This is a genomic window from Shimazuella sp. NTD247 (genome assembly GCF_059510415.1).
The window spans coordinates 530,627-554,201 of the sequence record NZ_JCAJZU010000002.1; the positions used below are offsets into that span (position 1 = coordinate 530,627).

Below are 23,575 nucleotides of genomic sequence, written 5' to 3' on the forward strand. Positions count from 1 at the left end.
TAGCACTCGATACACATGAGTGCTAAAATCTAATCTTTAAGTTATCAAAGGTATGGTTTTGTGTCAATCTTATCAATATAGAAATTGAGCAAAAACATCATTTCCAAAAAGCAATCCCTGTTCCGTTAGGCGGATAATATCACCATCTATGGTAAGAAATTTTTTGGTCAATAACTCATCCAAAACGCTGCCAAAAACTTGGTGTGCAAAGACTCCATACTGTGAATGAAATTGACCAAGACTAACTCCTTCTAATAAACGTAATCCTAAAATAAAATAATTTTCCATCTGCTCCTGCAAGCTAATTTTCTCTTGTTGTAGAATCGGACGTTGTCCGTGATTTATCTTTGCAATGTAATCTTTGATACCTTTTATATTTGCATGTCTAATGAAATGCACATACCCATGTGCTCCAGCACCAAAACCATAGTAGGGTTCATTACGCCAATAAGTAGAGTTGTGTTTGCTTTCCTTATTGGTCTTAGCAAAATTACTAACTTCATATTGCTTATACCCTTTTTTCAGCAAATAATCTCGAATTAACTGATACATTGCAAATTCATCTTCTTCACTTGGTAAAGGCAGTTGTCCTATTTCTTCCAAGTGGTAAAACAATGTTCCTTCTTCTACCTTCAGGCTGTAACAGGAAAAATGGTCAGGTGAAAGCTCCACAGCACGATGCAGTGTTTCTTTCATTTGGTTCACTGATTGATTTGGTAAACCAAACATTAGGTCAAGCGATATATTGGTAATTCCAGCTCGTCTTGCTTCTTCTACACTTGTAGAAATCTCTGAAACACCATGGCTCCTACCAATTTCTTTTAAAAGATGAGGCTCAAATGTCTGTGCTCCAAAACTCAAACGATTGACACCGCCTGCCTTCATCACTGCTAATAACTCAGGTGTTGTAGTCCCAGGATTCGCTTCGACCGTAAATTCCATTGCAGGAGACCGATCAGGAAAGTAATGCTGCAATCTTTTTAGAAGCTTTTCCATCTGATTTGGTCTTAAAACGGTTGGTGTACCGCCACCGATAAAGATACTCTCTACTGTTGCTGAGGGAGCAGTTTGGAGTGTCATTTCTATCTCTTTTGTTAAAGCATCCAAGTAGTCATCAACAGGCTGTCCATCCACAACATAAGCAGTAAAATCACAGTAATAACATTTCGTCGCACAGAAAGGAATATGGATATAGACAGCTTTGGGAGCAGTCACTTATTTATCCTCCATTTTTAAAACCGCCATAAATGCTTCTTGAGGTACTTCCACGCTGCCGACTGCTTTCATCCGCTTTTTCCCTTCTTTTTGCTTCTCCAATAACTTTCGTTTACGGCTGATGTCACCACCATAGCATTTAGCCAGTACATTTTTGCGGATTGCGCTGATATTTTCCCTTGCGACGACTTTATTACCAATTGCTGCTTGGATTGGAATTTCAAACATTTGTCTTGGAATAAGTTTTTTTAATTTTTCTACTAATAAGCGCCCTCGATGCTGTGCTCGGTTACGGTGAACGATAAAAGATAGTGCATCAACGACTTCCCCATTCAACAATACATCCATCTTCACCAGATCCGATGTTTTATTGCCGATTAATTCATAGTCAAATGATGCATATCCTTTGGTACTTGATTTTAAGAGATCAAAAAAATCATAAACGATTTCCGATAAAGGCAGATCATATTGCAAATTCACTCGATTGCTATCCAAGTACTTCATATCAATATACTGACCACGTTTGGACTGGCATAATTCCATTACTGTTCCGACAAAATCGTTTGGAACCATAATACTAGCACGTACATATGGTTCTTCTACATGGTCGATTTTTTGCACAGGCGGCATTAAAGTTGGATTTTCGATCTGTATCATCGAACCATCCGTTAAATATACTTGATAAACAACACTCGGTGCCGTGGTGATCAATGCGATCTGAAACTCTCGTTCGATTCGCTCTTGGATGATCTCCATATGCAATAACCCAAGAAATCCACAACGGAATCCAAAACCGAGAGCATTGGATGTTTCAGGCTCATAAGCCAAAGAAGCATCATTCAATTCTAACTTCTCAAGTGCCTCCCGTAGATCTTCATATTGAGAAGAATCAACCGGATAAAGTCCACAAAATACCATTGGATTTGTTTTTCGATAACCAGGTAAAGGCTCAGATGCCGGATTGTTTGCATCGGTAATGGTATCCCCGACCCTTGTATCTTTCACATTTTTGATGCTGGCTACAACAAAACCTACTTCTCCTACTGACAATTCATCCATCAATACAGGATGTGGATTATATGCTCCAACTTCTAAGACCTCAAAAATCTTACTGGTTGCCATCATCTTGATTTTCATTCCTTTGCGAATCGTGCCTTCCACTACTCGCATATAGACAATGACCCCTTTATAGGCATCATAAAAAGAATCAAAGATGAGTGCCTGAAGCGGGGCATTCGGGTCACCCTTTGGTGCAGGAACCTTCTCTACAATTTGTTCCAGTATTTCTTCGATACCAATACCTGCTTTTGCTGAAGCCAGCACTGCTTCACTTGCATCTAAACCAATTACTTCTTCGACTTCTTCTTTTACTCGTTCTGGGTCAGCACTAGGCAGGTCAATCTTGTTGATAACTGGGATAATCTCCAGATCGTTTTCCAATGCCAAATAAACATTTGCTAATGTCTGGGCCTCTACCCCTTGAGCTGCATCTACTACTAATAATGCTCCCTCACATGCCTGTAAACTTCTTGATACCTCATACGAAAAATCGACATGTCCAGGAGTATCAATAAGATTTAGTATGTATTCCCGGCCGTCTTTTGCAATATATGGTAAGCGAACGGATTGCAGTTTAATTGTAATGCCGCGTTCCCTTTCCAAATCCATCTTATCTAAAAACTGATCTTGTTTTTCCCGTTCAGATAATGCCCCAGTGAAATCAAGGATTCGATCAGCTAATGTCGATTTTCCATGGTCAATATGTGCGATGATTGAAAAATTACGTATTTGTTCTTGTTTACTCATCCGTTCAAATCCTCCCTGCTAGCCAAAAAAGCAGACTGCATTGTATCATTATAGCAGTCTGCTTCGTTTGCAAGCAATAATCCCTATTAGGGAAATATAATTTATTATCAAAGTAACTATTTTGCGGAGTTGGAGCAGCTAGTATTAACAAACTAACTGCTCCAACGTTAGAAACAAGGCTTACTTAAAGCGAACCGTCACACCGTTGGGAAGCGTATCACTCTTCCCACTAGTAATTGTCTTGTTATACGTTACACGACCGCCGCGATGAGCTTTCAGAACCACCTTGTCTGGATAAACCTGAATCTCAAATCCGGTTCCCATACGAGCGTCGTACTTCTGAATCGTTTCGAGCCTGCCAACAAACGGGCCATTCTTTGGAGTTACGACATCATATCCATTTGGAAGATTTTTAATCTCGACATTCGGATTTACCTTCTTAGGCTCATACTTAGGCACGTTTACTCCCATTTCTCTCTATGTACTCTCGGTTGAGTACTATAAAAAGTATAACCACATTTGCATAGGATGCCAAGCTATTAGACGAATTTTTCTATATATTTCAAAAGCAGGTTATTGTCCCTTTGTTTTTCTGTGTTGGAGCAGCATAATTATACTGCTCCAACAAGAATCTCAATGGCTAGCTGATAATGATCTTTAGACCATTGTTCGAGAGATAATTTTCTTCTTGCGTCAGCCTACGCCTTGGACCGCCCTGTACACTGACTTCGACCCGATCAGCGTAGATGAAAACTTCATCACCCTTGACAGCGAGTGCTTCCACCTTCTCGAAAGATGCCAGAAACAGCAAAAGAAACGCCATCCGGGACAAGCTCCGCCTTCACATTCCTGTTTACAGCAGAAGGCAGCACTGCCATTGTGACTACTAGTGCTAGGATGCTACTTTTAGCATCTGTACATTCATTATAAAACTACAAAACGGCTTTCATATAGGGAGAAAAACCGCAATTTTATATAATAAAAAAACGCTATATTAAAATGAGAGCGTTTTTGTTTACTAATATTAACGTATACCAGTATATTGTATGTTTGTTTTCTATGTTCATTTTGAAGATTATATTGATATTTAAAAAATTTATTTTTGCCGAAGCAGTTTGCTATAACCGCTAACTACCTCGGCTGAAGTGATTGGTTTTACTTTCGGTAGATAATTTTTACATCTTTACCAAGATCATTATCCCCAAGAGTCACCGTATCTCCTGCAACGATCTTGTGTTCAATCACACGCTTCTTGTTAGGTTTGTTGGGAAATTCGTAGACAAATACCACATCGTCATAAATTCGAATTTCAAAACCGCCTTGGAAATGATTACGAGGTGTATTGAAAAGAAAAAACCTCTCGCATGTTACAATCTTTTTTTCAAAATAACAATTCATAGGTAGATTCTCAATGGTGACCTGAGGGTTCATCTTGGGGGTGTATGGCGGCTTAACCATTTTTCACTCCAATTTTGCTCTAGGAACTCCGGATGAGTACCTCTTACATAAAGCATACCTCGAATAATGAAAAAACACCACATCACAACGGCGTTTTTTTTGCATATTTTCAATCAATTATTACATATTGCGGATTTTATTTATTATTCATTTAGTGAAATAAACTTTTTAATTAGGTGCCGAGGTGGTCAGCAATATCGCTGACCACTTCGGCTGGAGTGATAGGTTTACTTCTTGTAAATGATCTTCACACCCATACCTACTTCACTATGAGAAAGAGTCACCGTTTCTCCTGGAGTGATCCACTTTTCCACGCGAGACTTCCCATAACAATACTGGGAGGTAAACACCCTGCCATCCTTATAAATATAGATTTCGAAACCATCGGAATTTTTATATCCAACTCGGCCCCTGTAAAGACCAATCTGCTCATATGGGCAGGAATCATGGATCTCTTTAAAACCTGTATTTTCGGGAAGGTTCTCAACAGTAACCTTTGTATTCATCTCAGAAGTATACAGCTGTTTAGCCATCTTCCACTCCATTTTCAATCAAGAGCACTCCCGATGAGTACCTTTCATCATGATGATATACCAAATCAAATCATAAGTAAAAACAAAAAACGCCCATGTACGGACGTTTTTTGTTGAATATTTATTTTACTACCGATTTATGCACATAGGCATAAGCACCGCTTTTTAGCTTGATTTTATAGAAGTCGCCAACTACACCAACTTTGTTCAACACGGTTCCGCGAGGTACTACTTGCAATACTTTTGCTTTTAGAGAAGCAGCAGCACGAATGTTTGCAGCACTTACGGATACGGTCAATTTACCAGCTGGACTTGGTTTGGAAGTACGATGTCTGCCATGCCAAATTCCATCATGTTTATTGTAAGTAATCCATACTAGTGTGCCTGTACCAACGGTATTATACAATTCAATTACTTGGTTGCTGTGCATCCGTACACAACCATGGGAAGCATACGTTCCAATAGAAGATTCGTTATTGGTTCCGTGGATTCCGTACGTACGACCGTTATCGCCACCGACTTGCAAACCAAGCCATCTTGGTCCTAGTGGATTTTTCGGGTCTCCTCCAGGAATACCTTTCCAGCCAGGTTGGTTAATCTTAATGATAATTTCGAATGTTCCTTCAGGTGTTAAAGCTTTGGTTTTCCCTGTTGCAACACGGTATGATTTAATTACTTTTCCATATTTGTTATACAAATACAGAGTATTGTTTGCCTTGTTGACCTCAATTTTGTAATCATCAGGCCCACCAGCTGCATAGGAAGTATTTGTTCCTCCTAGTCCTACCAGGAAGGTAAAGACCAAAGCCAATGCGGTGAGAATGCTAACCCATTTGGCAGCTCTCATCTTGCTTTCCCCCATCTCTCTATCCAAAAATAAAAGCTGTGCCGCTATGTTCATCATAAATCATCTACTTTGGTCTGTATAGATATTTCACGGTGAAAAAACAAAAAAAAGCTGACTTTTTTAAGAGTCAGCTGGTCGAAAAACAATACATTTTTAAAAATGTTGCATCTAATTATTTATTTTTCGAATGAAAACAGAGATCCTAACATCATTCGTGAATAGTAGCGCATATTGGAACCGATGGAATTTCCAATATTAGATAGAACATTCTCACTATGCACAATTGTGTTTTGAACTTGTTCCACTTTTGCAGTATTCATTGATTTGGATTTTACTACTTGTCCTAAAACATTTAATTCTAGTTTGTTATCTTTGGTTTTTAATTCAATTGCTCCAGGAGCACCTTCTATTCCCTGCATTTTTTGGATGTTCTTCTCTGCTGAATCAATTCCTACAAAGATTCCAATCAATAGAACAAAGCATAGAGTTAGTATTTGTAAGGAATAACGCATCATTTTCCCTCCTATTTTTGTACAGGTACTGCGTTCGTTAGTTTCTCTCTTAACACTTTTGCCAAAATGTCGGTGGATCGAAACACTTCTTGGAAATTATTATCAATTCCGCCTATTTCAACAAGAAAACTCCCTTTGGATAGTGATTGATTGTACTCTCCATTTGTTCCTGTCGTACGAGGCTTAATAAATACTCCTCTGACTAAACCAGGAGCAATTTTGTTAATTTCTCTATACAGCGAACGGGCTAGTTTCAAATTATCTGCAAAGTGTTTACTCGCTGCCCCGACGACTAAGGCAAGCCGTGCATACGTCTTCCCTTTGATCGTGATCGTTGTAACTTTACGCCGTTGAGAATCGCGATGGATGTCAATTAAATAAGTTAAATGATCATATTTCTGTAATGCTTGAACAACTGTTTTTCGAGATGCTGTATAGGCTCCGCGATAAGGATAGGGAACGTGGGAAGCTACTGAACCAATTCCCATTTTTGCTAACTGTTCTGCTAGATGTTTGCCTACTAATGTAATATTTTTCACAGCATCATTTGCTTTCATACCATGTGATTGATTGAGCTCAGGTATATAGGATTCAGAAAAATGCGAGTGATAAATAAATATACGTTTCACTTTTGGACTTGTCACCGTAGTTGGGGGAACTCTTTTTTCCGTTTTCTCTTGCTTTTTTATTTCGTTCATCAATTGCTCTTCCAGGTTAGCAGGAGGCGAAGATTCAATCGGTACATCAGAAAAGGTTACATCTTTACTAGCAGTATCAATGTCGGTATCAAATAACGCAAACAATGGGATTTCATTGCTCAAAAAAGTACGTGGATCATGAGGATCAAAACTTGTCATCACCTCAAAAAATAAACGAGATACCATCTGTTCGCTTCCAGGTCGATGAATCATTTCCTGCAAATAAGGAACATTGTCACTCATCACTTGTAACAATGTTTTCGAAGTAATATTTTCCGTTACTTTACTCCACTTCGAATGATTATCCGATTCTGTCTGTATCACAAAAAATGCTCCTAAAATCAAAAGAACAACTGCTGTACTCATCATAAAAATAACAAATACCCGTCGATATTTAGGGTCTGATAGGTTATATGTTTCCATGCGAAAATACGTCCGTCTCATTCCTCATTCCCCCATCCGTTGCACGATCATCTTTTCTATCAATACATATGAGGAAGATTACGAGAGTAGAACGAAAAAATAGATTTAGAGAACTAGGAAAAATTACGGGGAGTTAGAAGAGGTGATTTTATTTTATTGTTTTGAAAATACTCCCCTGTTACAATAAAAGTAATGTAAGTAAGCCTTCTGCCAAGAAAGGGCAAGAAGATGGCTGACAACACGAACGTCGTCACCACGACGGGTGCAAAGAAGTTCCGTGAGGCGCTCTTCGAGGTGCTCGGTTCCAAGAAGACGACTGAAGTCGGCGAGTGGCTGAACTCGTACAATCAGGTGCTGATTGATCTCAAGCCTTCGATGATTCGACGTCTGCTCGAAATCGACCTCAAGCACGGAGAGATCGTCCGCAAGGACATCTTCGAAGATCTGTTCACCATTCGTTCCACGGTGGAACAGAGCACTGACGAACTCGGCAGTGTTCAGGTCTCGGTCTTCCTTGAGTGGATCAATACACTGGAGACGGTTATCTGGAATGTTCTCATCGACATGTGGATCGGTCAGCAGTTCACCTTCCGTTTCCAGAACATCAACGAACTCCTCAACTCTTTCTACAGGGCAATGGGCAAGAAGCCCAATGAGGAGGCTTTCCTGGTGTGGCTGGCGCTGATCAAGCTCATCGAGAAGATGAACAAGATCGCCGGCGGAGAGGACACGAAGAAGCTGATCGACTGCTGCAAGCCTCGCATTGAGCAGGGCTGACGGCGTTCGGGTGGGTTGGTAGGACTTCTTCTACTGATCCACCCGCCGAATACAACTTACCTTTTATATAGAAAAAAGGAGTCATTTTTAGACTCCTTTAAACATTATTCTCTCAATTTTACAATCACCCTTAATGCAAATGAGTAACTACATTGTCCATCGTAACTGCTTCATGCAGCGCACAGTTTAATCCGGTAGCAATAACTTTTGCCATATCATTAATAAAATCGTCGACTTCTTTTGGTGTGACCATCAAATTTTGCCCCAATGGAGATAAGATTTCATGAATGAGCTGCCGCTTCTCATCATCTTCCAGTCCACCAACGAGACCCAGCATCTTTGTTTTCGTTTCGGTTGGTACTTCTTGTTGTTCCAACTCTTTTAATTCTGGACGATTCAATGGATCGAGCGGATTGCCTTTCACTCCAGACATTTCCCGGCTCAAATAAGCTAACAAATAATTGACCGTGTCAAAGGCGATGGTTACTGCATCAACAACGGTTGGAACTCCTATCGTTAGCATATTGCTGTGAAGAAGTAGCTTGACTTGCTGCTGTTTCTCTTGCACAACTCACCGCCTCAAAAAATTTAGGTACATCAAAGTGAAGTTCCATCGTTATTTCTTCCTCTATCACTTTGACTTCTTTTACAATACTTTTGATCATCTCTCTTTTTTCTTCTGTTGTCGCTGTATCAAATAGATGTCCCCAATCCGCTAAAACGTCTTGAAGCTTTAAAACATCAACTTCCGAAAGTCCATTGCTATCTTTTAATGCTTTTATTTCTTCATACAACCGTTCAGCTTGTTCCAATTCCCTCACTGATTTCTCATATAATTCTTTTAGTTGTGGTTCAGAGAAAGAAGAATCTTCTCCCATTAATATTTGTAATAAATGATGGTTCGCATTTTCTTTTGCTCGCTGCCACTGCTCCATTTCCTGTTTTGCTTGTATTAATTTTGATTCAATCTCTTTCGAAGCATCCATGGTTTTTTGTTGTATTTCACTTAATACATTGGACGTGATTAGCTCCTTAGTGTATTCCTTCATCTTTTCTATGACTAGTGCATCAATTTTTTCTGTTTTATGTGTCCCTTTTTTTGCACCACAAGCGTGTACGCCGGATTTCAACCTTCGTAAGCATCGATAGATACCATATAAATCTCCTTTTTTTGTCCTTTGCGAATCTAACCAATCTCGTTGACTGCCATAAGTCATGTGGCTGCCACATTCACAAACAAGTAATCCGACAAGTAATCCCTTGCCTGTTCCCTTTCGTTTAGGAGCACTTCCTCCGAATGAATTACTTGTCACTCTGGATTGTTTCATTTTTTGAGCTCTGTTCCAAATATCTGCGGAAACTATCTCATATTCCGACCAATATTTATCGGATATCAACTCATCTCCTTGCTTGGTGTATTTTTGGTAAGACCCAAACTCTCCTTCGACTGTTTTTGTTTTCCCATAAGATAAATAACCTTTATAAATAGTATTACGAAGAATTTTGCGAATCCCCTCTGATCTCCATTGTCTACCTGTTCTCGTTTTTAAACCCTGTTCATTGAGAATACTTGCTATACGGAGCATGCCTAAACCTTCAGAAACGTAAAGACGGTATATTTCTTTGACAATTTCGGCCTCTTTCAAATCCATCTCCAGCATATTTGACAGTTCCGAATGGTTTCGATAACCATAGGGAGGATTCCCTCCTGTCCAATATCCTTCCTTGTGAATCAATTTCATCATATCTGTAACACGTACTTTTGTATCCATTGATGACTTTTTAGCGGACCAAAACTCAATAAAGTTTAAAATTTCATCTGCATCCCCATTGTTTGTAAACTCTCTGTCTTTGTCTACCACCCAAATACGGCAATGACGAAGAAAACGAATTGCATAGTTTAAGCTTTCTGTTGAACGACGACCAATCCTGTCTAGTTTATAGACGAGTAATACATCAAATAAGCCTTTTTTTGCATCTTCAAACGCACGGTTTAAACCGGTTCGTTTGGTTGTATGAGTATGAAAGCCAGAAACACCAGCTTCTACATACTCCAACTCGGTAAATTCCCAGTTTGGTTTATTTGCGATATACTCCATACACCGCTTTTTTTGCAGAGGTAAATCATTTTCATCTGTCATCGGTCTAGCAGACACCTTACCAGAACGAGCTGCTAATTTCATTTTTCCTTGGCTCGTTTGTTTATTTGTACTAGCACGCATAAATAGAGCAATCTTTAGTTTCTCTGCCATTTTATCTACACCTTTTTTGTAATCTACCGTTATATTATTACAGGTATTATAACATTGCGAGCGAGAAAACCCACGGTTTAAATCGTGGGATGAAAGCGAGCGTGGAACGAGGGTAAGAAATTTTCCTTCCCTAGTTCAACCTTTGGAAAAAAGCAAGTTTACAAACAAACATTCCCATGGTAATATATGTATAGTCGTGACAGACGAAAACCAAGTTTGCTCGCGGCAAAGAAGAAATCAACAAACATAAACCGTGGGGCACACAGGGTTAGCTTGGTAATGAAATAGTCATGAGGCTATGGTCCCAAGAATCCAACGGCTTTAGCCGTATTGAGTTGTCAAATGCTTTTTTAACACAAGAAAAAAGAGGCAGTTAGTTGCCTCTCTTTTTTTTACTATCATCATGTTTCTCCCGATAATACCGTGAAGCAACTTCGGAGAAAATACACTGAAAATCATTGATTTTGTTCTGTAAATCAACAGCAGACAGCTTATCCTTTGCAAATACTACTTTTACTTTATAATCGGACACTTTAAGAACATCCTTTTCGTTTTTTGCACCTATTATCCGACTTACTATACAAAAATATGCATTAAATCGATTGTTTTATCTCATCGTTTTTCTTATACTAAACGTAAAGGTTACACTGAAGCACACTCTGAGGAGAGTCATGTCCACTGCCACCACTCGTCGTCTTTCTGGTAAGTACTTTGTCGACCCGGGTGAGATGCCGCAGTTCTTCCGAGGTCCCGAGTTCTCGAAGAAGACGCTCAACCGGAAGAACCACGGTCGTCCGCCGCGCGGAAACCGTCCTCCTCTCACGCTGGAGAAGGGCACGTCTCCGAACATCCCGGGCATGCGTCTCTTCCAGCAGGGAGGCGAGATCCGCGTCCGCTTCTACATCGACATTCGAAAGGTCATGGAGGACGGCAAGAGCATTCCCGTCGTCGGTGAGCGGTTCGGTCGATTCAACAACCCAACCTTCAAGGTGACCAAGGTCAAGGAGAAGTCGATCCGTGAGTTCAACGGCAAGAAGATCGAACTCGTCGAGGTCTATGGTGTGATCGACAGCTGACACTTCCCCAACGTGGGCTTCCGCCCTCCCTGTTGAGAAATCTCTACAGGGAGGGCAGTTGTTTTTTATAGACTGTTTTTTAAGTCTAACATCCTAATGCGATGTCCATCCCCCATCAATCGTTAATTCAGCACCAGTAGTAAAACGCGATTCATCTGATGCCAAATAGAGGACTGCGTATGCTACATCGGGCGATTCTCCTAAGTATGGAAGAGGTGTAACGGATTCAAAATGCTTTCTAATACCATCATTGGATAACAAATCTTCTGTCATAGGAGTATGGATCATACCAGGATAAACAGAATTCACACGAATATAATATGGTGCATATTCCACTGCCGCACTTTTTGATATCGCACGAATTGCACCCTTGGAAGCAGTATAAGGATTCACACCCCCAGCAATCAAACCAGCAACCGAGGATATATTAATAATAGAGCCGCCACCTATCTCTTTCATTACAGGCACCACATACTTCATCCCCAAAAAAGTCCCAATCATGTTCACGTTTAAAACACGTCTCCATTCTTCTACTAAATCATCACTGTTAGCAGGAGTACTGGCATTATTCACTAGTATATCGACTTTCTTGAATTTTTTTACTGTTTTTCTGACTAAACTGCTCCACTGGTTTTCATTTCCAATATCAAGATGATAAGCAAATGCTACTCCGCCATTTAACTGTATTTCTTCTGCTACTTTTTTTGCTTTTCCCCATTGAATATCTGCAATCACAACACGTGCGCCTTCTTTTGCAAAGAGTATCGCTTCTTCTTTTCCCTGACCACTTGCTGCACCTGTAATAATAGCAACTTTATTATTCAAACGTCCCATTTCTGGTATCTCCTTCTATGAAATTAGCAAATAATAGTTGGAGGAATATTATAACATCTATAATTTTCTGAAAAAAGTATCTGTCTTCATATTTCTCACAAACGACTTATCTATTCCATATAAAGAACGAAAGAAGAAAAAACAGAACCTGCTCCCCCTGATTTTTTGTTATATTTTTATAGAAATATAAATATTTATATTGATGCTCGTTTGTTTTTGATTATTTTAAAAAACTGACAATTCTTTTTAGAATGTTAGCTGTTTCAAATTGCCCTTGACCATCTTTCAGGGTTACAAAAGTATAGTTTTGTAACGTATAAGAAGAAAATCTTGATATATCAGGGCTTTTTTAAAAATGTCTAAATAGAAATATCTTACATATAAACAGAAAAACTCCCCTTCTGAGCTTATTTCACGCTAGAGGGGAATTTTTGATGCTACTTGCTTATTTTTCAGGATTGCCTCTTCTTATTGCCCCAAGCACACCAAGAAATCCAAGCAGTCCCACTAGGCCAAGCCAACCGTAATTAGATGAACGTGAAACGTTGTTGTTTGTTGCGGATGTGCGCGTAAAAGTTGTTCCAGGCTGCTGCATATTATTTCGGTTGCCAGTACCGTTTGGGACATACCTGTCATTATTGTTTGGATTGACAATATTACTAGTATTTTGTGGAGTATTACGTTTATTTATGTCATTTGCATTATACCGATTGTTTAAGTTATCAGTATTGTTTCGATTGGGTACATTATTGGTATTGTTTGGACGAGCATTCCGACTGTTAATCGTATTATCGCCATGTTTATTGTTATTGTCTCCTATAGCAGCATAGGACGGGGCTATAAATGTGAAAGAAAAACTCAGAAATAAAGCGGATAAAAAACAAATAATTGCCTTTTTCATCTTTTCTTCTCCTTTGTTCTAAATGTAATCCACTGATTAGATCAAAATTAGGATGAACAAAAGAGACAATCTGTATCCATACTTTATTTTCCAAAGTAGAACTAATAAAAAAAGCACACCAACAAATGGATGTACCCAAAATTATAAAAATCGTATATAAAACTCCAGTTTCTCCTGCTCAAGCTCAATCAACATCTGGATAAAATCCTCAAAGTCATTGGTAACATGAGAGTGATCTAATGCTTGATAATATTGTAAACGTTGTTCTTTCTTAATTACAATTGGAACATATCCAGTTTTTAACAGCTCCAAATTCATTATTAATCTTGCGGTTCTACCATTTCCATCGATAAAAGGATGAATTTTCACAAACAAACTATGCAGCATCGCTGCTCTTTTTACTGGATGAAACTGCTGTGCTTCCGTTTCATACCATGTGATTAGATTTTTCATTTGTTCTTCCACCATTAGGTAATCAGGCGGAATGTGCTCTGCACCACTTATCAGAACATTTGTCTTTCGATAAACACCAGCATTCTCATTATCAATCCCTCTGAGAATAATAGCATGCAAATCTTTGATCACTCTTTCCGAAAACGGTTCATTTCTTTTTACAATATCTTCTAATAAAAATATTGCTTCTTTATGGTTAAGTGCTTCCAGATGTTCTTTAACCGATTTCCCACCAATGGTAATACCATCCTCCAACACGACCTTTGTTTCCGTCAGTGTTAAGGTGTTACCTTCAATTGAATTAGAATGATAAGTCCATTCCACAACGAGATGATCATGCAAATTTTTTATGACATGATTAGGAAATGGGCGTTTTTGATCTAGCTGAGCTTTTAATTCATCAATCCGCTCGAATCGATTCATCGCTATATTACCTCTTCTAACGTTAATGACACCATTATACCGTTCATTTGCTTCTAATTCTATGGAATTACCAAATTGAATACTGATTATGTATCCATATATATAAATCGGGTCATAGATGAATCGTCACAAGCTACACGACTTCTCATTCTTCGCTTTAATTCTTCTATTCAGCGAAGATATCGTAACTTTTCCCATGTACATATACCACACCATTTGCCATTTCCACAACCTCAGCATCTAGTAAGATAATCTTGATCTCTTTACCATCCTCACTTTTAATTGTCAATTTACTCACTTGTCTAGTAGTGATAGTTGGCTTGATATTCGAACTGCACCGGCAAGTCTGGGGACGTTTTGAAAGCGAAGGGGAAGACATGCTTTATGAATATAGCCGATTCATTTGCAATGCATTCCTCCATGAATTTGAGTACAACTATGATATTCAAAAATCTTGACCATTCCATAGAAGAATATATAATCTTGAAAACGTTATCATCTAAGTTGTCTTATCTGCTTGTAATTATAATTAATTATTAAATTATTTACAAATTCTGAAAAATAGACAAACAAATCCCTGTTTCAAGTCTATTTTTACTTCATTTCGGTCAATCAGGAAAAAAACGCACCAAAAATGACTCCTATGCAGGTCTCAATTGACTTAAAAATGACTATCTCATTCATTTTAACTGACTATTTAAAACAAAAAATTTTTTTGAAACGATAAGGAGGATAGATTTTATGTATTTTGAACAGGTTAGTCGACAGCCAGAGTCTCTTCTTCGACTGTCAGTAACGTAGAAAAAGCAAAGGATAAAAGAGCCAGCCAACAAACAATTAAAAAATTGTTTGGAGCTATCGGTATTCGTTGGGAAGATATTCCCCAATTGCTGAAGAAAGAAGCAGGAAAGAAAAATCAACTGCTGCAAATGATCCAATTAAAGCTTACTTCTGTCGAAAATCACATCGACTATGGCTATCTGCAAGAAGGAAAAAAAGAATTAAAGAAAATAGAAGCAGAGTTAAAAGATGATCCGCTATTACATATGGTTCATTATTTGAAAGGAAAATACTTTTTTCGTCGAGGAAAAGAACACTGGACAAAAGCACATTCTTGTTTCCAAGATGCGATTGCAACTTGTAACCGCTTCCCATCTCTTTCATCTTCTAATGTGGCAGCTGCTAGTTATTATGAATTAAGTCGTATTCACTCTCTATCCAACAACTACCAAGAAGCGTTAATATATGTCGAAAATGGTTTACAAGCTTTTGATCCAATAGGAGAGAGAAAGTCTACCAAATATGTTCTATTACTTAGCAAAGTCTTTTATTTAGAGAAATTAGAGAGAAATATCGAAGCTAAAAGTGTCTTAGAAGAATTGCGAAAGTATGAAGGGGAGATGGACACCGAAACGAAGTTAAATATGTACCAATCAGAAGTGAATCTCCTTTACCGAGAAAAACTTTATGATAGAGCACTTCTAGTAGCCAAACAAGTGATTGACATTGCTCGTCGAGAAAAAAACTATGACCGCAGTTTTGAGATGTGGACAACCACAGGAAGCATCTATAAAGATTTAGGGTATTTAGAAATGGCGAAAGTATGTTTTGAAACAGCTTCCCAATGGGAAGAGAAAATTAAGGAAGCCTATTTAGTTGCTTATAATGCAACTGAGCTAGGAAAACTATATTGTCAAATAAATGATCTCACTGTGGCTGAAACCTATCTACAAAACGCTGTTAAATTAAGTAAAGAAGATGACGATGCCTTTTATCAATATGAAGCTCTTAGTGCTTTATCACAATGCTTTTGGCTGCAAAATCAAAAGCATGAAGCTATTTGTTCTTTGGAAAAGGCTTATCAATTGGTTCAAAAACACTCTCTTCAAATTCAAGAAAAAAACACGGTATTAAAACTAGCGGAATATTACAAGGATATAGACATAGGGAAACATCATAATTTTCTTACACTCTTCTTTGAACTCAGTGTAAAATTATCAAGTAATGGAGGTGAGAATGAAATGAATGAACAGCTTACTGTAGATGTAAAACATCGAGCTGGAAGACCACCTGATAATTAAAATTTAATTGATGATAAGCATAAATGGGAGCTAAAACTAAGGCTCCCACTACTATTTTTCTTAGAGTCTCCCCTTAGACTACGCTTTTGTGTACCTGCTTCCTAATCGGACTTGGAAATGTCCTAGCAATCTTCTGCATTAAACTTGAAATTACCATACCCGCATTATTATAACCATGGGAACTCCTACCGCTATAACAGGTACGCCGAGTGTTTCTTGGTTCAACTGTTTCCGTTTGTTACCAACACCTGCTCCTGGACTAATACCCGTATCGGTAACTTGAATCGTTGTGTTCACACGCGATAAAGCACGGGAAGCGAGGGAGTCAAAAGCAATAACGAGATCCGGTTTGGTTTCTTGGACAATCCCATAGATGATCTCACTCGTTTCGATCCCAGTAATCCCCAGTACTCCTGGTGAAACAGCGGAGACGGAGCGATATCCATCTGCTACTTGTTCTGGAGCCAAAACGAAAAGATGCCTTGTTACCATCGATTGCTTGATCACCAATGGCCCTAGCGAATCCGGTGTTACATTCCAGTTTCCAAGTCCGACCAGTAACACTTTTGCATTCGCATCAATACCAACATCTTGTAAAAACTGTGAAAATTGATTAGCGAAATGAGCAGCTACTCTTTCTTGCAGATTGGAATCTTTGGATCGCAGTGCTGGAACTTCAAGTGTTAAATAAGTACCTGGAGCTTTTCCTATCCGCTCTGCTCCTTCATCATTTTCTACCCAAATCCAGCTCGTACGAATTCCTTCTGATTCTGTTTCATTGAGACGTACACCAGGAATTGGGCTGGTTTGTTGCTCTTGTGCCATATCGTGCGCTTCAATTGCTAGATCCGTTCTTATGTTATACTGGCTTAAATCAATTTGATGTTCTCTCATCTTCAGTCAGCTCCCCACATATTTTCCTCCCTATTTTTTACTACTATCTGGCTATTATTCTTTACTTTCCAAGTTGTTAATGTTACAATGATGCATGTTGTTTTATCGGAATCAACAGATCTACTATGGAGGTGAATCTACTTGGCTAACATTAAATCTGCTATCAAACGCGCTAAAACGAACGAAGTACGCCGTGAACACCGTTCAGCTCAAAAATCTTCGATGCGTACAGCTGTAAAACGTTTTCTAACTGCAGTTGAGAACAATGATAAAGAACAGGCAACTGGTCTTTTGAAAACAGCTAGCCGCACTTTGGATAAAGCAGTAACAAAAGGACTTATTCACAAAAATGCAGCTGCTCGCAAAAAATCTCGTCTAACTCAAAAGTTACAAGCGCTATAAGGTCGACCTCGATTGGGGTCGCTTTTTCATACTTATTGTGCTTTTTTCATATACTAAGGACAAGATATTCCATTTTTGTGTAGATTAAGAGGTGTTGAATATGGAAACTTTCTTTGCCTTACATCTGCATATGATCGCATCTATTGTCTTTGTCTTAGGAGCTTTGTCGATGATTTTCATTCGAATCAAAGCGGCAGATAAACCTACAAATGCAAAAAAAATACTCATCCCGCCATTAGGAATGAGTACAGGATTTCTGATGTTTCTCTTCCCACTTACCCATATTTCATGGACATGGGCAGGAGTTGCTTTTTTATGCGGAGCATTGCTTTTTTCCATTCCATTGATCAAAACATCCAAGTTTGAGCTACGAGAAGGAAAAGTATTTTTGAAGCGTTCTCCTGCATTTGTTTATATACTATTAGGTTTGCTAGCTATTCGACTGGCACTTCATAGTTATATTGAAGAGTTTCTTTCCATCCCACAAACAGGTGCTCTCTTCTTTATATTGGCTTTTGGAATGCTGGTTCCTTGGCGTATTGCCATGTACTTGCAATATCAGAAGTTGATGAAAGATCATGATAAAGCGGAAGCTTTACCAACTTCATAAACGAAAATGAAAAGTTATCCTTGTTACTTTGGTGGATAACTTTTATTTTACGTTTAGACGATATTCTATATCTATGCAAAAAGCCATTTTCCTCTATTTTTGGAGAAAATGGCTTTTTTTGATTTTTTATCAATCAACTACCAAACAATTCAATCCATTATTCACCATTAAACGATAATACATATAAAATTCTTGTTGGAAAAAGATAAAGCATATCAATGGTTGGTGATAATAATGTTGAAGAAATTCGTCGTTGGTTTAGCTGCCTTTTCACTTTTTAGCTTTGCTTCCATTCCTATATCCAGCGCAGATGTATCTCGTCCTGATCCCATTATGAAACCAGCACAAGAAATCGGACGATACAACAGTCAATATCAATTTAAAATGGAAAAATACCAAATTGACAAATTGACAGACGAAAAAGACGATCCCTATTTTTATGATTTTCGTAAAGGAAAGTCGGTAGAGAAATTATTACAGTCTTCTTTAGTAAAATACGATAATAATGGAATGCCGATGGTGAAAGTTGGTAATGAGTATTATTACCACCCTGTTCGAACTGCTCAAGAGGCTTTATTTTACATAAACTCATACAAACAACTAGGGAAACCCGAACACCTAGAAAAAGCAAGAAAATTATCCGAGCATTTAATCAACCTTTCGATCTCTCCGAACTCAGCTTTCTATTTCGCATATCCTTTTGATTATCAAGTACTTGGTCGCCCAGAAGAGAAGCTGCATAGTCCATGGTTCTCTGCAATGGCTCAAGGGCAAGCCCTTTCTGTCTTTGTTCGTATGTATGAGATAACGAAAGAAATAAAATATTTACAATGGGCAAATTGCACATTCAACAGCTTTTTGAAAATAAATAAATTTATGTTAGCGGAAAAACCTTGGGTCACTGCAATTGATCCATATGCATACCTTTGGTTTGAAGAATATCCTACGGAATCAAAAATACATACCCACATATTAAACGGGTTTATATTTTCCATATATGGAATTTATGATTATTACAAATTGACTAATAATTCCCAAGCCAAAAACTATCTCTATGGCTCATTTACCACCCTGCTGGCGTATGGCGAACGCTACCGATTACCTGGACACAAAAGCTACTATTCTTTGAAATATAACAACACAGCTGGAAAATATCATGCTGTACATATACGTCAATTAAGACAGATTTATAAAATAACAAAAGATATTCGCTTTCGTGAAATGGCTGATCGTTTCTATTTGGATACAGCAATAACAGGAGCGAATGGTATAAAGGCTATCCCCAAAAAATTAAACAGTTACTTTACAGAAAAAGAAATCCATCTGTTGTTGGATCAAAAGTAAAACATCTATCTTTTGTTCAGAGTTAATTGCACATAGACAGATCATGATAAGGTTCATAAACGAAAATAAAAGCTATCCTTGTTACTTCAGTGGATAGCTTTTATTTTATACAATTTATAATTTCGCAATCATTTGATTGATTTTATTTGCTAATTCTTCTGATTTATGCCTCTCGAGGTATGAAATCTTGAGAACCGTTTGTTCACCTGAATGATTTACAATATATAACTTATGAGTTGGAACAGAAATACCCAAGTACAACACAATAAGATGAAGTGGTATTAAATAAGTAAATACCAAATCTATGGATACATGATATGAGATCATAAAATCAATAAAGAGATAAAAAACAAAGAGATTTGATCGCAGTTTATCCATTCCGGTACTAGTAGAAATACGAGAAATTGCCTTCAATGGAAAGGTTAAATTATAATTTCCTATTGGTATATTTCCCCAAAATTTTATCCCAAACATTCGCAATAGTTTTGAATCCAAAGCTAGATTTATTGTGTGCCAAGGTCTAAAAAAACTGTTCTTAAATTTATAGCTTATTATTTGATCCTTTTCTAGTACATCTTCCTCTATCTGCTTAATTTCTAACTCAGATGTCAATTAAAAATCCCCCTATAATGTTACTACTGCCTAATTATAGGGGGATTTATTATTTTCTGCAAAATATTTTTTATAATTAGAGAAATTACTTAATCTGCTGATACTACCTCTATTTCATTTCTTTTCAAAAGTGCAGCAGTCACCCCATTGCCTGCTTGTTTCTTTCCTTGAAATGTACCATCATAAATGACACAGCTCCCGCAGGAAGGACTGCGTTCTTTCAAGATCGCTTCTGTTGCTCCTACCGATTTTGCTATTCGTAATGCTTCCTCTGCACCACGAATAAATGCAGCAGTAACGTCTTCGCCTTCGATATTCATAACTTTTGCCTTGCCATCTAAAACATCAAAACCATCCCCGCCCACAATCTCTGCTGGAAGACGTGGAGTAGACAAACCTCCTATTTGTTCCGGGCATACAGGCACTGCTTTCCCGTCTTTGACCAATCTTTGTATTTCTTTATTTAAACTATCCTTTCCATCAAATCGACAATGAACCCCCATGAGACAAGCACTAACGATTTTCAATGATTTCTCTCCTTTCGATGTTGACCGAATCCTTTTATGAAATGAAAATAATAATTGCACTCTACCGAAATGAAGCAGAACTTGTTACAATATAGAGGATGAAAAGAACCAATAAAAATTGCGAACCCCCTTCTCTTTCCACAAGTGAAGGGAATTACCTATGTCTACGATACTGTTGAAAAATGAAATTTGCAAAGGGTGTTTTCCATGTCTTCATCAGTTGTAGTGGTAGGCGGAGGATTAGCTGGACTTTCCGCAGCAGCGAGACTCGCATATCACGGCTACCAAGTAACATTACTAGAAAAAGCGCCCAAACTAGGCGGACGTGCCATTTCCATTCCGATGAAAGGTTTCACCTTTAACTTTGGAGCTCATGCCATTTATGCCAGAGACAAATCCATTTTAAAGCGATTGGAAAAAGAAATTAAACTAGAAATTGATTGGCGTGATTTCTCCCCATCCAAAGCTTTTTATGATATGGGTACGTTTACCACCCCTATGCCTGCTACTTTAGAAGGGTTATATAAGACAAAAGTATTGGATGCTGAAAACAAAGTCCGTTTTGCGAAGGAAATCTTAAAAACATTAACGGCGATTGAACGCGGAGAAGAGGGCGTTCTTATTGGTGATTATTTAAAAAAACAGCCAGAACAAATTCGTGAATTGCTGCTTACTGTTGCTTCCTCAAACTTTTTCACCAATGAACCAGAAAACATTCCATCACCGTTGTTTTTTGCTTATTACAAACGCTTATTTTCTACGCAAAAGGCAGTTTCCTATATTGGCGGTGGATGGCAAGCGATTGTAGAGTCTTTTTCAAACATCATTGAAAATAACGGCGGAAAGATCATCACAAAAGAAAAAATCGATAAAATTGAAGTAGATAATGACAAAATAACCAAAATTCACGGAAAAGAACAAACATATCAAGCAGACTCTTTTATCTTTTGTATTCCACCAAAAGAATTAAGCAAATTATTTGCAGAAACCAAACAGGAAACATTATTTTCTTTCTACAGCAGCTATCAGCCTACACAAGTAGTCGTCTACGATATCGGTTTATCCGAGCGGATTGCGAGCCCCTATACGTATATTTATCATAAAGGAGAACGTGTTTTCATTACGGACATCTCTCACTATGACAAGACATGCATACCAGAAGGCGGCCAACTAATGCAAGCAATTGCCTATCTGAATGAAGAAGAAATAAGAGAAGGCAAAGCAGATGAGAAAGTAGCGATTATCGAGTCGGTTTATGACAAACACTTTGCCGGCTGGCGAGATGTACTCGTGGCAAAACGTCTTTCCAAAAAGGCAACCGTCCAAGAGATAAAAAGCATATATGATCAACAACTCATGCCTGTCCAATTTTACGGTCTTAAAGATGTTTATTTTGCAGGGGATTGGTGTCATGGAGAAGGACAGCTATCAGAACTTTCCTTTACTTCGGCTTACGAGGTTACCAGCCGCATCATGAAGCAGGAGAATCAATAATTTCAGTGGCAGTCTCTGAGGAGAGACTGTCTTTTTTTCGTTTACTGATATAATCTTCCGTAATTGCCGCAACTTTTTTCCCAAGAAGCAGAATTGCCAAAACATTTGGCATTAAAATAACTGCCAGCATCAGATCCAGTAACTTCCACAACAGCGATAATACTCCTACTGCCCCTAATACAATTGCTGCTAAATAGACAAACCGCATGGTCCATTGCAATTTTTTCCCTGATAGAATACATGCTTGCTGCTCCCCATAAAAGATAATTACATTGAGTGTAGCAATCACAAAAAAGAACAGCAGTGCAGAAATAAACCAATCGCTGACCGTTTCACCAAAAACACCTTGGAATGCATGAATCACCATACTTGGCGCATCCTTAATTGGAGTTTTTGTCCATACTCCTGAAGTAAGCACAACAAATCCACTAAGTGTACAAATTAACAAAGTATCTATTGATACAGTAATAATTGCCCAAAAAGCTTGCTGTGGTGGATATCGAACAGATGCAGTTGCATTGGCAATCGATGCAGTACCTAGTCCAATCTCAGAGGTATACAATCCTCTTGCAAAACCCCAACGCATCGCCAGCAGCATAGAGGCACCAGCAAATGTACCAACCGCTGCTGATGCTTGAAATGCCTGAGTAAAAACCATACCAATCGCGGGAATAATTTGTTCATAATGCACCCCAATCACAATGAAGCAAGCAACAACATACAAAATGACTAAAATCGGAAGTAATTTCTCATTTACTTTCCCCATTCGTTTCATTCCGCCGAAGACAATCAATGCAGTGATTACAGCAATTCCTATGCCCACCCAAAATGAAGAAATCGAAAATGCTTTGATAATCGGCTCCGTCACAGAATTCGTTTGTACCATGCAGCTTGGAATGATCTCCAACAAAAGACCGATACCATAAAATATACTTATTTTTTTCCAGCCTAATCCTTTTGTCATATAAGACATGGGACCGCCAATCCACTCATCTTGCTCATTTTTCTCTCGATATGTCAGCCCTAAAACAATCTCTGCATATAACAAAGACATGCCGATCAAAGCAACGACCCACATCCAAAACAGTGCTCCTGGTCCCCCTAGACTAATCGCTACTGGCACTCCCACTATATTTGTTGCTCCTGCTGTCGCTGCTAATGATGAAGAAAACGCTTGGAATGGGGTTAACGCTCCCTTTTTATGAGAAGCATTCTGCCTTTTTTTTTGAAATAGTTTTCCTAATGTTTCGCTAACAATAATGGGAAAATAACGAATGGGGAGCACTTTCAACCGAATTGTAAAATAAGTACCTGCTAGTAATAAAAAAATTATCATCGGGAAGCCCCAAATAAAGTCGGCAATTTTTTCAATTATATGCTCCATTGTTTTCACATTTGTAATC

The 23,575-nt window shown here is 38.3% G+C and carries 25 protein-coding genes and 1 pseudogene; 7 read left to right on the plus strand and 19 right to left on the minus strand.

From position 1 onward, the window contains the following. Nucleotides 1-72: 72 nt before the first annotated feature. The 8 genes from hemW to spoIIP form a co-directional block, all read right to left on the minus strand. Nucleotides 73-1,215, minus strand: a complete 1,143-nt coding sequence (gene hemW, locus AC5WOC_RS07265) for a radical SAM family heme chaperone HemW (protein ID WP_496054730.1) — start codon at nt 1,213-1,215, stop codon at nt 73-75. Then, on the minus strand, nt 1,216-3,021 hold the full coding sequence (lepA, locus tag AC5WOC_RS07270) for a translation elongation factor 4 (RefSeq protein WP_496054731.1): 1,806 nt from the start codon (nt 3,019-3,021) through the stop codon (nt 1,216-1,218). 180 nt (nt 3,022-3,201) lie between these two features. Continuing rightward, nucleotides 3,202-3,480, minus strand: coding sequence for a hypothetical protein (locus tag AC5WOC_RS07275; RefSeq protein WP_496054732.1), 279 nt, complete (start codon nt 3,478-3,480; stop codon nt 3,202-3,204). A gap of 696 nt (nt 3,481-4,176) precedes the next feature. Then, nucleotides 4,177-4,479, minus strand: a complete 303-nt coding sequence (locus AC5WOC_RS07280) for a hypothetical protein (RefSeq protein ID WP_496054733.1) — start codon at nt 4,477-4,479, stop codon at nt 4,177-4,179. A 227-nt stretch (nt 4,480-4,706) separates the two neighbouring features. Then, nucleotides 4,707-5,012, minus strand: a complete 306-nt coding sequence (locus AC5WOC_RS07285) for a hypothetical protein (RefSeq protein WP_496054734.1) — start codon at nt 5,010-5,012, stop codon at nt 4,707-4,709. Nucleotides 5,013-5,133: 121 nt separating this feature from the next. Further along, nucleotides 5,134-5,859, minus strand: a complete 726-nt coding sequence (locus tag AC5WOC_RS07290; protein WP_496054735.1) for a L,D-transpeptidase family protein — start codon at nt 5,857-5,859, stop codon at nt 5,134-5,136. Nucleotides 5,860-6,035: 176 nt separating this feature from the next. Further along, nucleotides 6,036-6,374 (minus strand): DUF3679 domain-containing protein, encoded by a 339-nt coding sequence (locus tag AC5WOC_RS07295; RefSeq protein ID WP_496054736.1) that lies wholly within the window; start codon nt 6,372-6,374, stop codon nt 6,036-6,038. An 8-nt stretch (nt 6,375-6,382) separates the two neighbouring features. Continuing rightward, nucleotides 6,383-7,513, minus strand: coding sequence for a stage II sporulation protein P (gene spoIIP, locus AC5WOC_RS07300; protein ID WP_496054737.1), 1,131 nt, complete (start codon nt 7,511-7,513; stop codon nt 6,383-6,385). Between the two features lie 207 nt (nt 7,514-7,720). Here spoIIP and AC5WOC_RS07305 point away from each other — a divergent pair, with 207 nt between their 5' ends. Then, on the plus strand, nt 7,721-8,269 hold the full coding sequence (locus AC5WOC_RS07305) for a hypothetical protein (protein WP_496054738.1): 549 nt from the start codon (nt 7,721-7,723) through the stop codon (nt 8,267-8,269). Between the two features lie 130 nt (nt 8,270-8,399). On the opposite strand, the gene AC5WOC_RS07310 is transcribed toward AC5WOC_RS07305, so the two are convergent. The 3 genes from AC5WOC_RS07310 to AC5WOC_RS07320 form a co-directional block, all read right to left on the minus strand. After that, nucleotides 8,400-8,837: a GPR endopeptidase gene (locus AC5WOC_RS07310; protein ID WP_496054739.1), complete on the minus strand. Its 438-nt coding sequence runs from the start codon at nt 8,835-8,837 to the stop codon at nt 8,400-8,402. Continuing rightward, a complete protein-coding gene (locus AC5WOC_RS07315; RefSeq protein ID WP_496054740.1) occupies nt 8,761-10,521 on the minus strand; it encodes a recombinase family protein in 1,761 nt (586 codons plus the stop codon). The genes AC5WOC_RS07310 and AC5WOC_RS07315 overlap by 77 nt, the downstream gene beginning before the upstream one ends. Nucleotides 10,522-10,894: 373 nt before the next feature. After that, entirely contained in the window at nt 10,895-11,053 is a 159-nt protein-coding gene (locus AC5WOC_RS07320; protein ID WP_496054741.1) for a hypothetical protein, read from the minus strand. Between the two features lie 139 nt (nt 11,054-11,192). Between AC5WOC_RS07320 and AC5WOC_RS07325 the strand changes: the two genes are divergently transcribed. Next, nucleotides 11,193-11,597, plus strand: coding sequence for a hypothetical protein (locus AC5WOC_RS07325; protein WP_496054742.1), 405 nt, complete (start codon nt 11,193-11,195; stop codon nt 11,595-11,597). A gap of 93 nt (nt 11,598-11,690) precedes the next feature. Here AC5WOC_RS07325 and AC5WOC_RS07330 read toward each other — a convergent pair whose 3' ends face one another. The 4 genes from AC5WOC_RS07330 to AC5WOC_RS07345 all read right to left on the minus strand — a co-directional run bounded on the left by AC5WOC_RS07330 (nt 11,691) and on the right by AC5WOC_RS07345 (nt 14,497). Further along, entirely contained in the window at nt 11,691-12,431 is a 741-nt protein-coding gene (locus AC5WOC_RS07330) for an SDR family NAD(P)-dependent oxidoreductase (RefSeq protein WP_496054743.1), read from the minus strand. A gap of 445 nt (nt 12,432-12,876) precedes the next feature. Next, the gene (locus AC5WOC_RS07335; protein WP_496054744.1) at nt 12,877-13,332 is read right to left on the minus strand and encodes a hypothetical protein; all 456 of its coding nucleotides are present in this window, start codon (nt 13,330-13,332) and stop codon (nt 12,877-12,879) included. Between the two features lie 141 nt (nt 13,333-13,473). After that, entirely contained in the window at nt 13,474-14,208 is a 735-nt protein-coding gene (locus tag AC5WOC_RS07340) for a Fic family protein (protein ID WP_496054745.1), read from the minus strand. A 166-nt stretch (nt 14,209-14,374) separates the two neighbouring features. Next, nucleotides 14,375-14,497: a hypothetical protein gene (locus tag AC5WOC_RS07345; RefSeq protein ID WP_496054746.1), complete on the minus strand. Its 123-nt coding sequence runs from the start codon at nt 14,495-14,497 to the stop codon at nt 14,375-14,377. 598 nt (nt 14,498-15,095) lie between these two features. On the opposite strand from AC5WOC_RS07345, the gene AC5WOC_RS07350 reads away from it, so the two are divergent. Beyond that, nucleotides 15,096-16,289, plus strand: a complete 1,194-nt coding sequence (locus tag AC5WOC_RS07350; protein ID WP_496054747.1) for a tetratricopeptide repeat protein — start codon at nt 15,096-15,098, stop codon at nt 16,287-16,289. A gap of 168 nt (nt 16,290-16,457) precedes the next feature. Here AC5WOC_RS07350 and gpr read toward each other — a convergent pair. After that, nucleotides 16,458-17,183 (minus strand): annotated as a pseudogene (gene gpr / locus AC5WOC_RS07355) (GPR endopeptidase); the annotation flags it as partial. Between the two features lie 141 nt (nt 17,184-17,324). On the opposite strand from gpr, the gene rpsT reads away from it, so the two are divergent. The 3 genes from rpsT to AC5WOC_RS07370 all read left to right on the plus strand — a co-directional run bounded on the left by rpsT (nt 17,325) and on the right by AC5WOC_RS07370 (nt 19,539). Then, the gene (gene rpsT / locus AC5WOC_RS07360; RefSeq protein ID WP_496054748.1) at nt 17,325-17,585 is read left to right on the plus strand and encodes a 30S ribosomal protein S20; all 261 of its coding nucleotides are present in this window, start codon (nt 17,325-17,327) and stop codon (nt 17,583-17,585) included. A 100-nt stretch (nt 17,586-17,685) separates the two neighbouring features. Next, a complete protein-coding gene (locus tag AC5WOC_RS07365; protein ID WP_496054749.1) occupies nt 17,686-18,195 on the plus strand; it encodes a CcdC family protein in 510 nt (169 codons plus the stop codon). 234 nt (nt 18,196-18,429) lie between these two features. Then, complete coding sequence (locus AC5WOC_RS07370) at nt 18,430-19,539, plus strand: D-glucuronyl C5-epimerase family protein (RefSeq protein WP_496054750.1); 1,110 nt, start codon at nt 18,430-18,432, stop codon at nt 19,537-19,539. 114 nt (nt 19,540-19,653) lie between these two features. On the opposite strand, the gene AC5WOC_RS07375 is transcribed toward AC5WOC_RS07370, so the two are convergent. Both AC5WOC_RS07375 and AC5WOC_RS07380 read right to left on the minus strand, forming a co-directional pair. After that, nucleotides 19,654-20,151: a hypothetical protein gene (locus tag AC5WOC_RS07375; RefSeq protein ID WP_496054751.1), complete on the minus strand. Its 498-nt coding sequence runs from the start codon at nt 20,149-20,151 to the stop codon at nt 19,654-19,656. A gap of 89 nt (nt 20,152-20,240) precedes the next feature. Beyond that, the gene (locus tag AC5WOC_RS07380; RefSeq protein WP_496054752.1) at nt 20,241-20,678 is read right to left on the minus strand and encodes a 2-thiouracil desulfurase family protein; all 438 of its coding nucleotides are present in this window, start codon (nt 20,676-20,678) and stop codon (nt 20,241-20,243) included. Between the two features lie 207 nt (nt 20,679-20,885). Here AC5WOC_RS07380 and AC5WOC_RS07385 point away from each other — a divergent pair, with 207 nt between their 5' ends. Next, nucleotides 20,886-22,172, plus strand: coding sequence for a phytoene desaturase family protein (locus tag AC5WOC_RS07385; RefSeq protein WP_496054753.1), 1,287 nt, complete (start codon nt 20,886-20,888; stop codon nt 22,170-22,172). Here the strand turns inward: AC5WOC_RS07385 and AC5WOC_RS07390 are convergent. Continuing rightward, nucleotides 22,150-23,556, minus strand: a complete 1,407-nt coding sequence (locus AC5WOC_RS07390) for an alanine/glycine:cation symporter family protein (protein ID WP_496054957.1) — start codon at nt 23,554-23,556, stop codon at nt 22,150-22,152. The genes AC5WOC_RS07385 and AC5WOC_RS07390 overlap by 23 nt on opposite strands. Nucleotides 23,557-23,575 lie beyond the last annotated feature (19 nt).

Excerpts from the sequence above, each read along its gene's own strand:
- lepA (WP_496054731.1), bottom strand. The coding sequence starts at position 3,021 with ATGAGTAAACAAGAACAAATACGTAATTTTTCAATCATCGCACATATT.
- AC5WOC_RS07280 (WP_496054733.1), bottom strand. The coding sequence starts at position 4,479 with ATGGTTAAGCCGCCATACACCCCCAAGATGAACCCTCAGGTCACCATT.
- AC5WOC_RS07285 (WP_496054734.1), bottom strand. The coding sequence starts at position 5,012 with ATGGCTAAACAGCTGTATACTTCTGAGATGAATACAAAGGTTACTGTT.
- AC5WOC_RS07290 (WP_496054735.1), bottom strand. The coding sequence starts at position 5,859 with ATGAGAGCTGCCAAATGGGTTAGCATTCTCACCGCATTGGCTTTGGTC.
- AC5WOC_RS07295 (WP_496054736.1), bottom strand. The coding sequence starts at position 6,374 with ATGATGCGTTATTCCTTACAAATACTAACTCTATGCTTTGTTCTATTG.
- spoIIP (WP_496054737.1), bottom strand. The coding sequence starts at position 7,513 with ATGAGACGGACGTATTTTCGCATGGAAACATATAACCTATCAGACCCT.
- AC5WOC_RS07305 (WP_496054738.1), top strand. The coding sequence starts at position 7,721 with ATGGCTGACAACACGAACGTCGTCACCACGACGGGTGCAAAGAAGTTC.
- AC5WOC_RS07315 (WP_496054740.1), bottom strand. The coding sequence starts at position 10,521 with ATGGCAGAGAAACTAAAGATTGCTCTATTTATGCGTGCTAGTACAAAT.
- AC5WOC_RS07325 (WP_496054742.1), top strand. The coding sequence starts at position 11,193 with ATGTCCACTGCCACCACTCGTCGTCTTTCTGGTAAGTACTTTGTCGAC.
- AC5WOC_RS07330 (WP_496054743.1), bottom strand. The coding sequence starts at position 12,431 with ATGGGACGTTTGAATAATAAAGTTGCTATTATTACAGGTGCAGCAAGT.
- AC5WOC_RS07335 (WP_496054744.1), bottom strand. The coding sequence starts at position 13,332 with ATGAAAAAGGCAATTATTTGTTTTTTATCCGCTTTATTTCTGAGTTTT.
- AC5WOC_RS07340 (WP_496054745.1), bottom strand. The coding sequence starts at position 14,208 with ATGAATCGATTCGAGCGGATTGATGAATTAAAAGCTCAGCTAGATCAA.
- AC5WOC_RS07365 (WP_496054749.1), top strand. The coding sequence starts at position 17,686 with ATGGAAACTTTCTTTGCCTTACATCTGCATATGATCGCATCTATTGTC.
- AC5WOC_RS07370 (WP_496054750.1), top strand. The coding sequence starts at position 18,430 with ATGTTGAAGAAATTCGTCGTTGGTTTAGCTGCCTTTTCACTTTTTAGC.
- AC5WOC_RS07385 (WP_496054753.1), top strand. The coding sequence starts at position 20,886 with ATGTCTTCATCAGTTGTAGTGGTAGGCGGAGGATTAGCTGGACTTTCC.
- AC5WOC_RS07390 (WP_496054957.1), bottom strand. The coding sequence starts at position 23,556 with ATGGAGCATATAATTGAAAAAATTGCCGACTTTATTTGGGGCTTCCCG.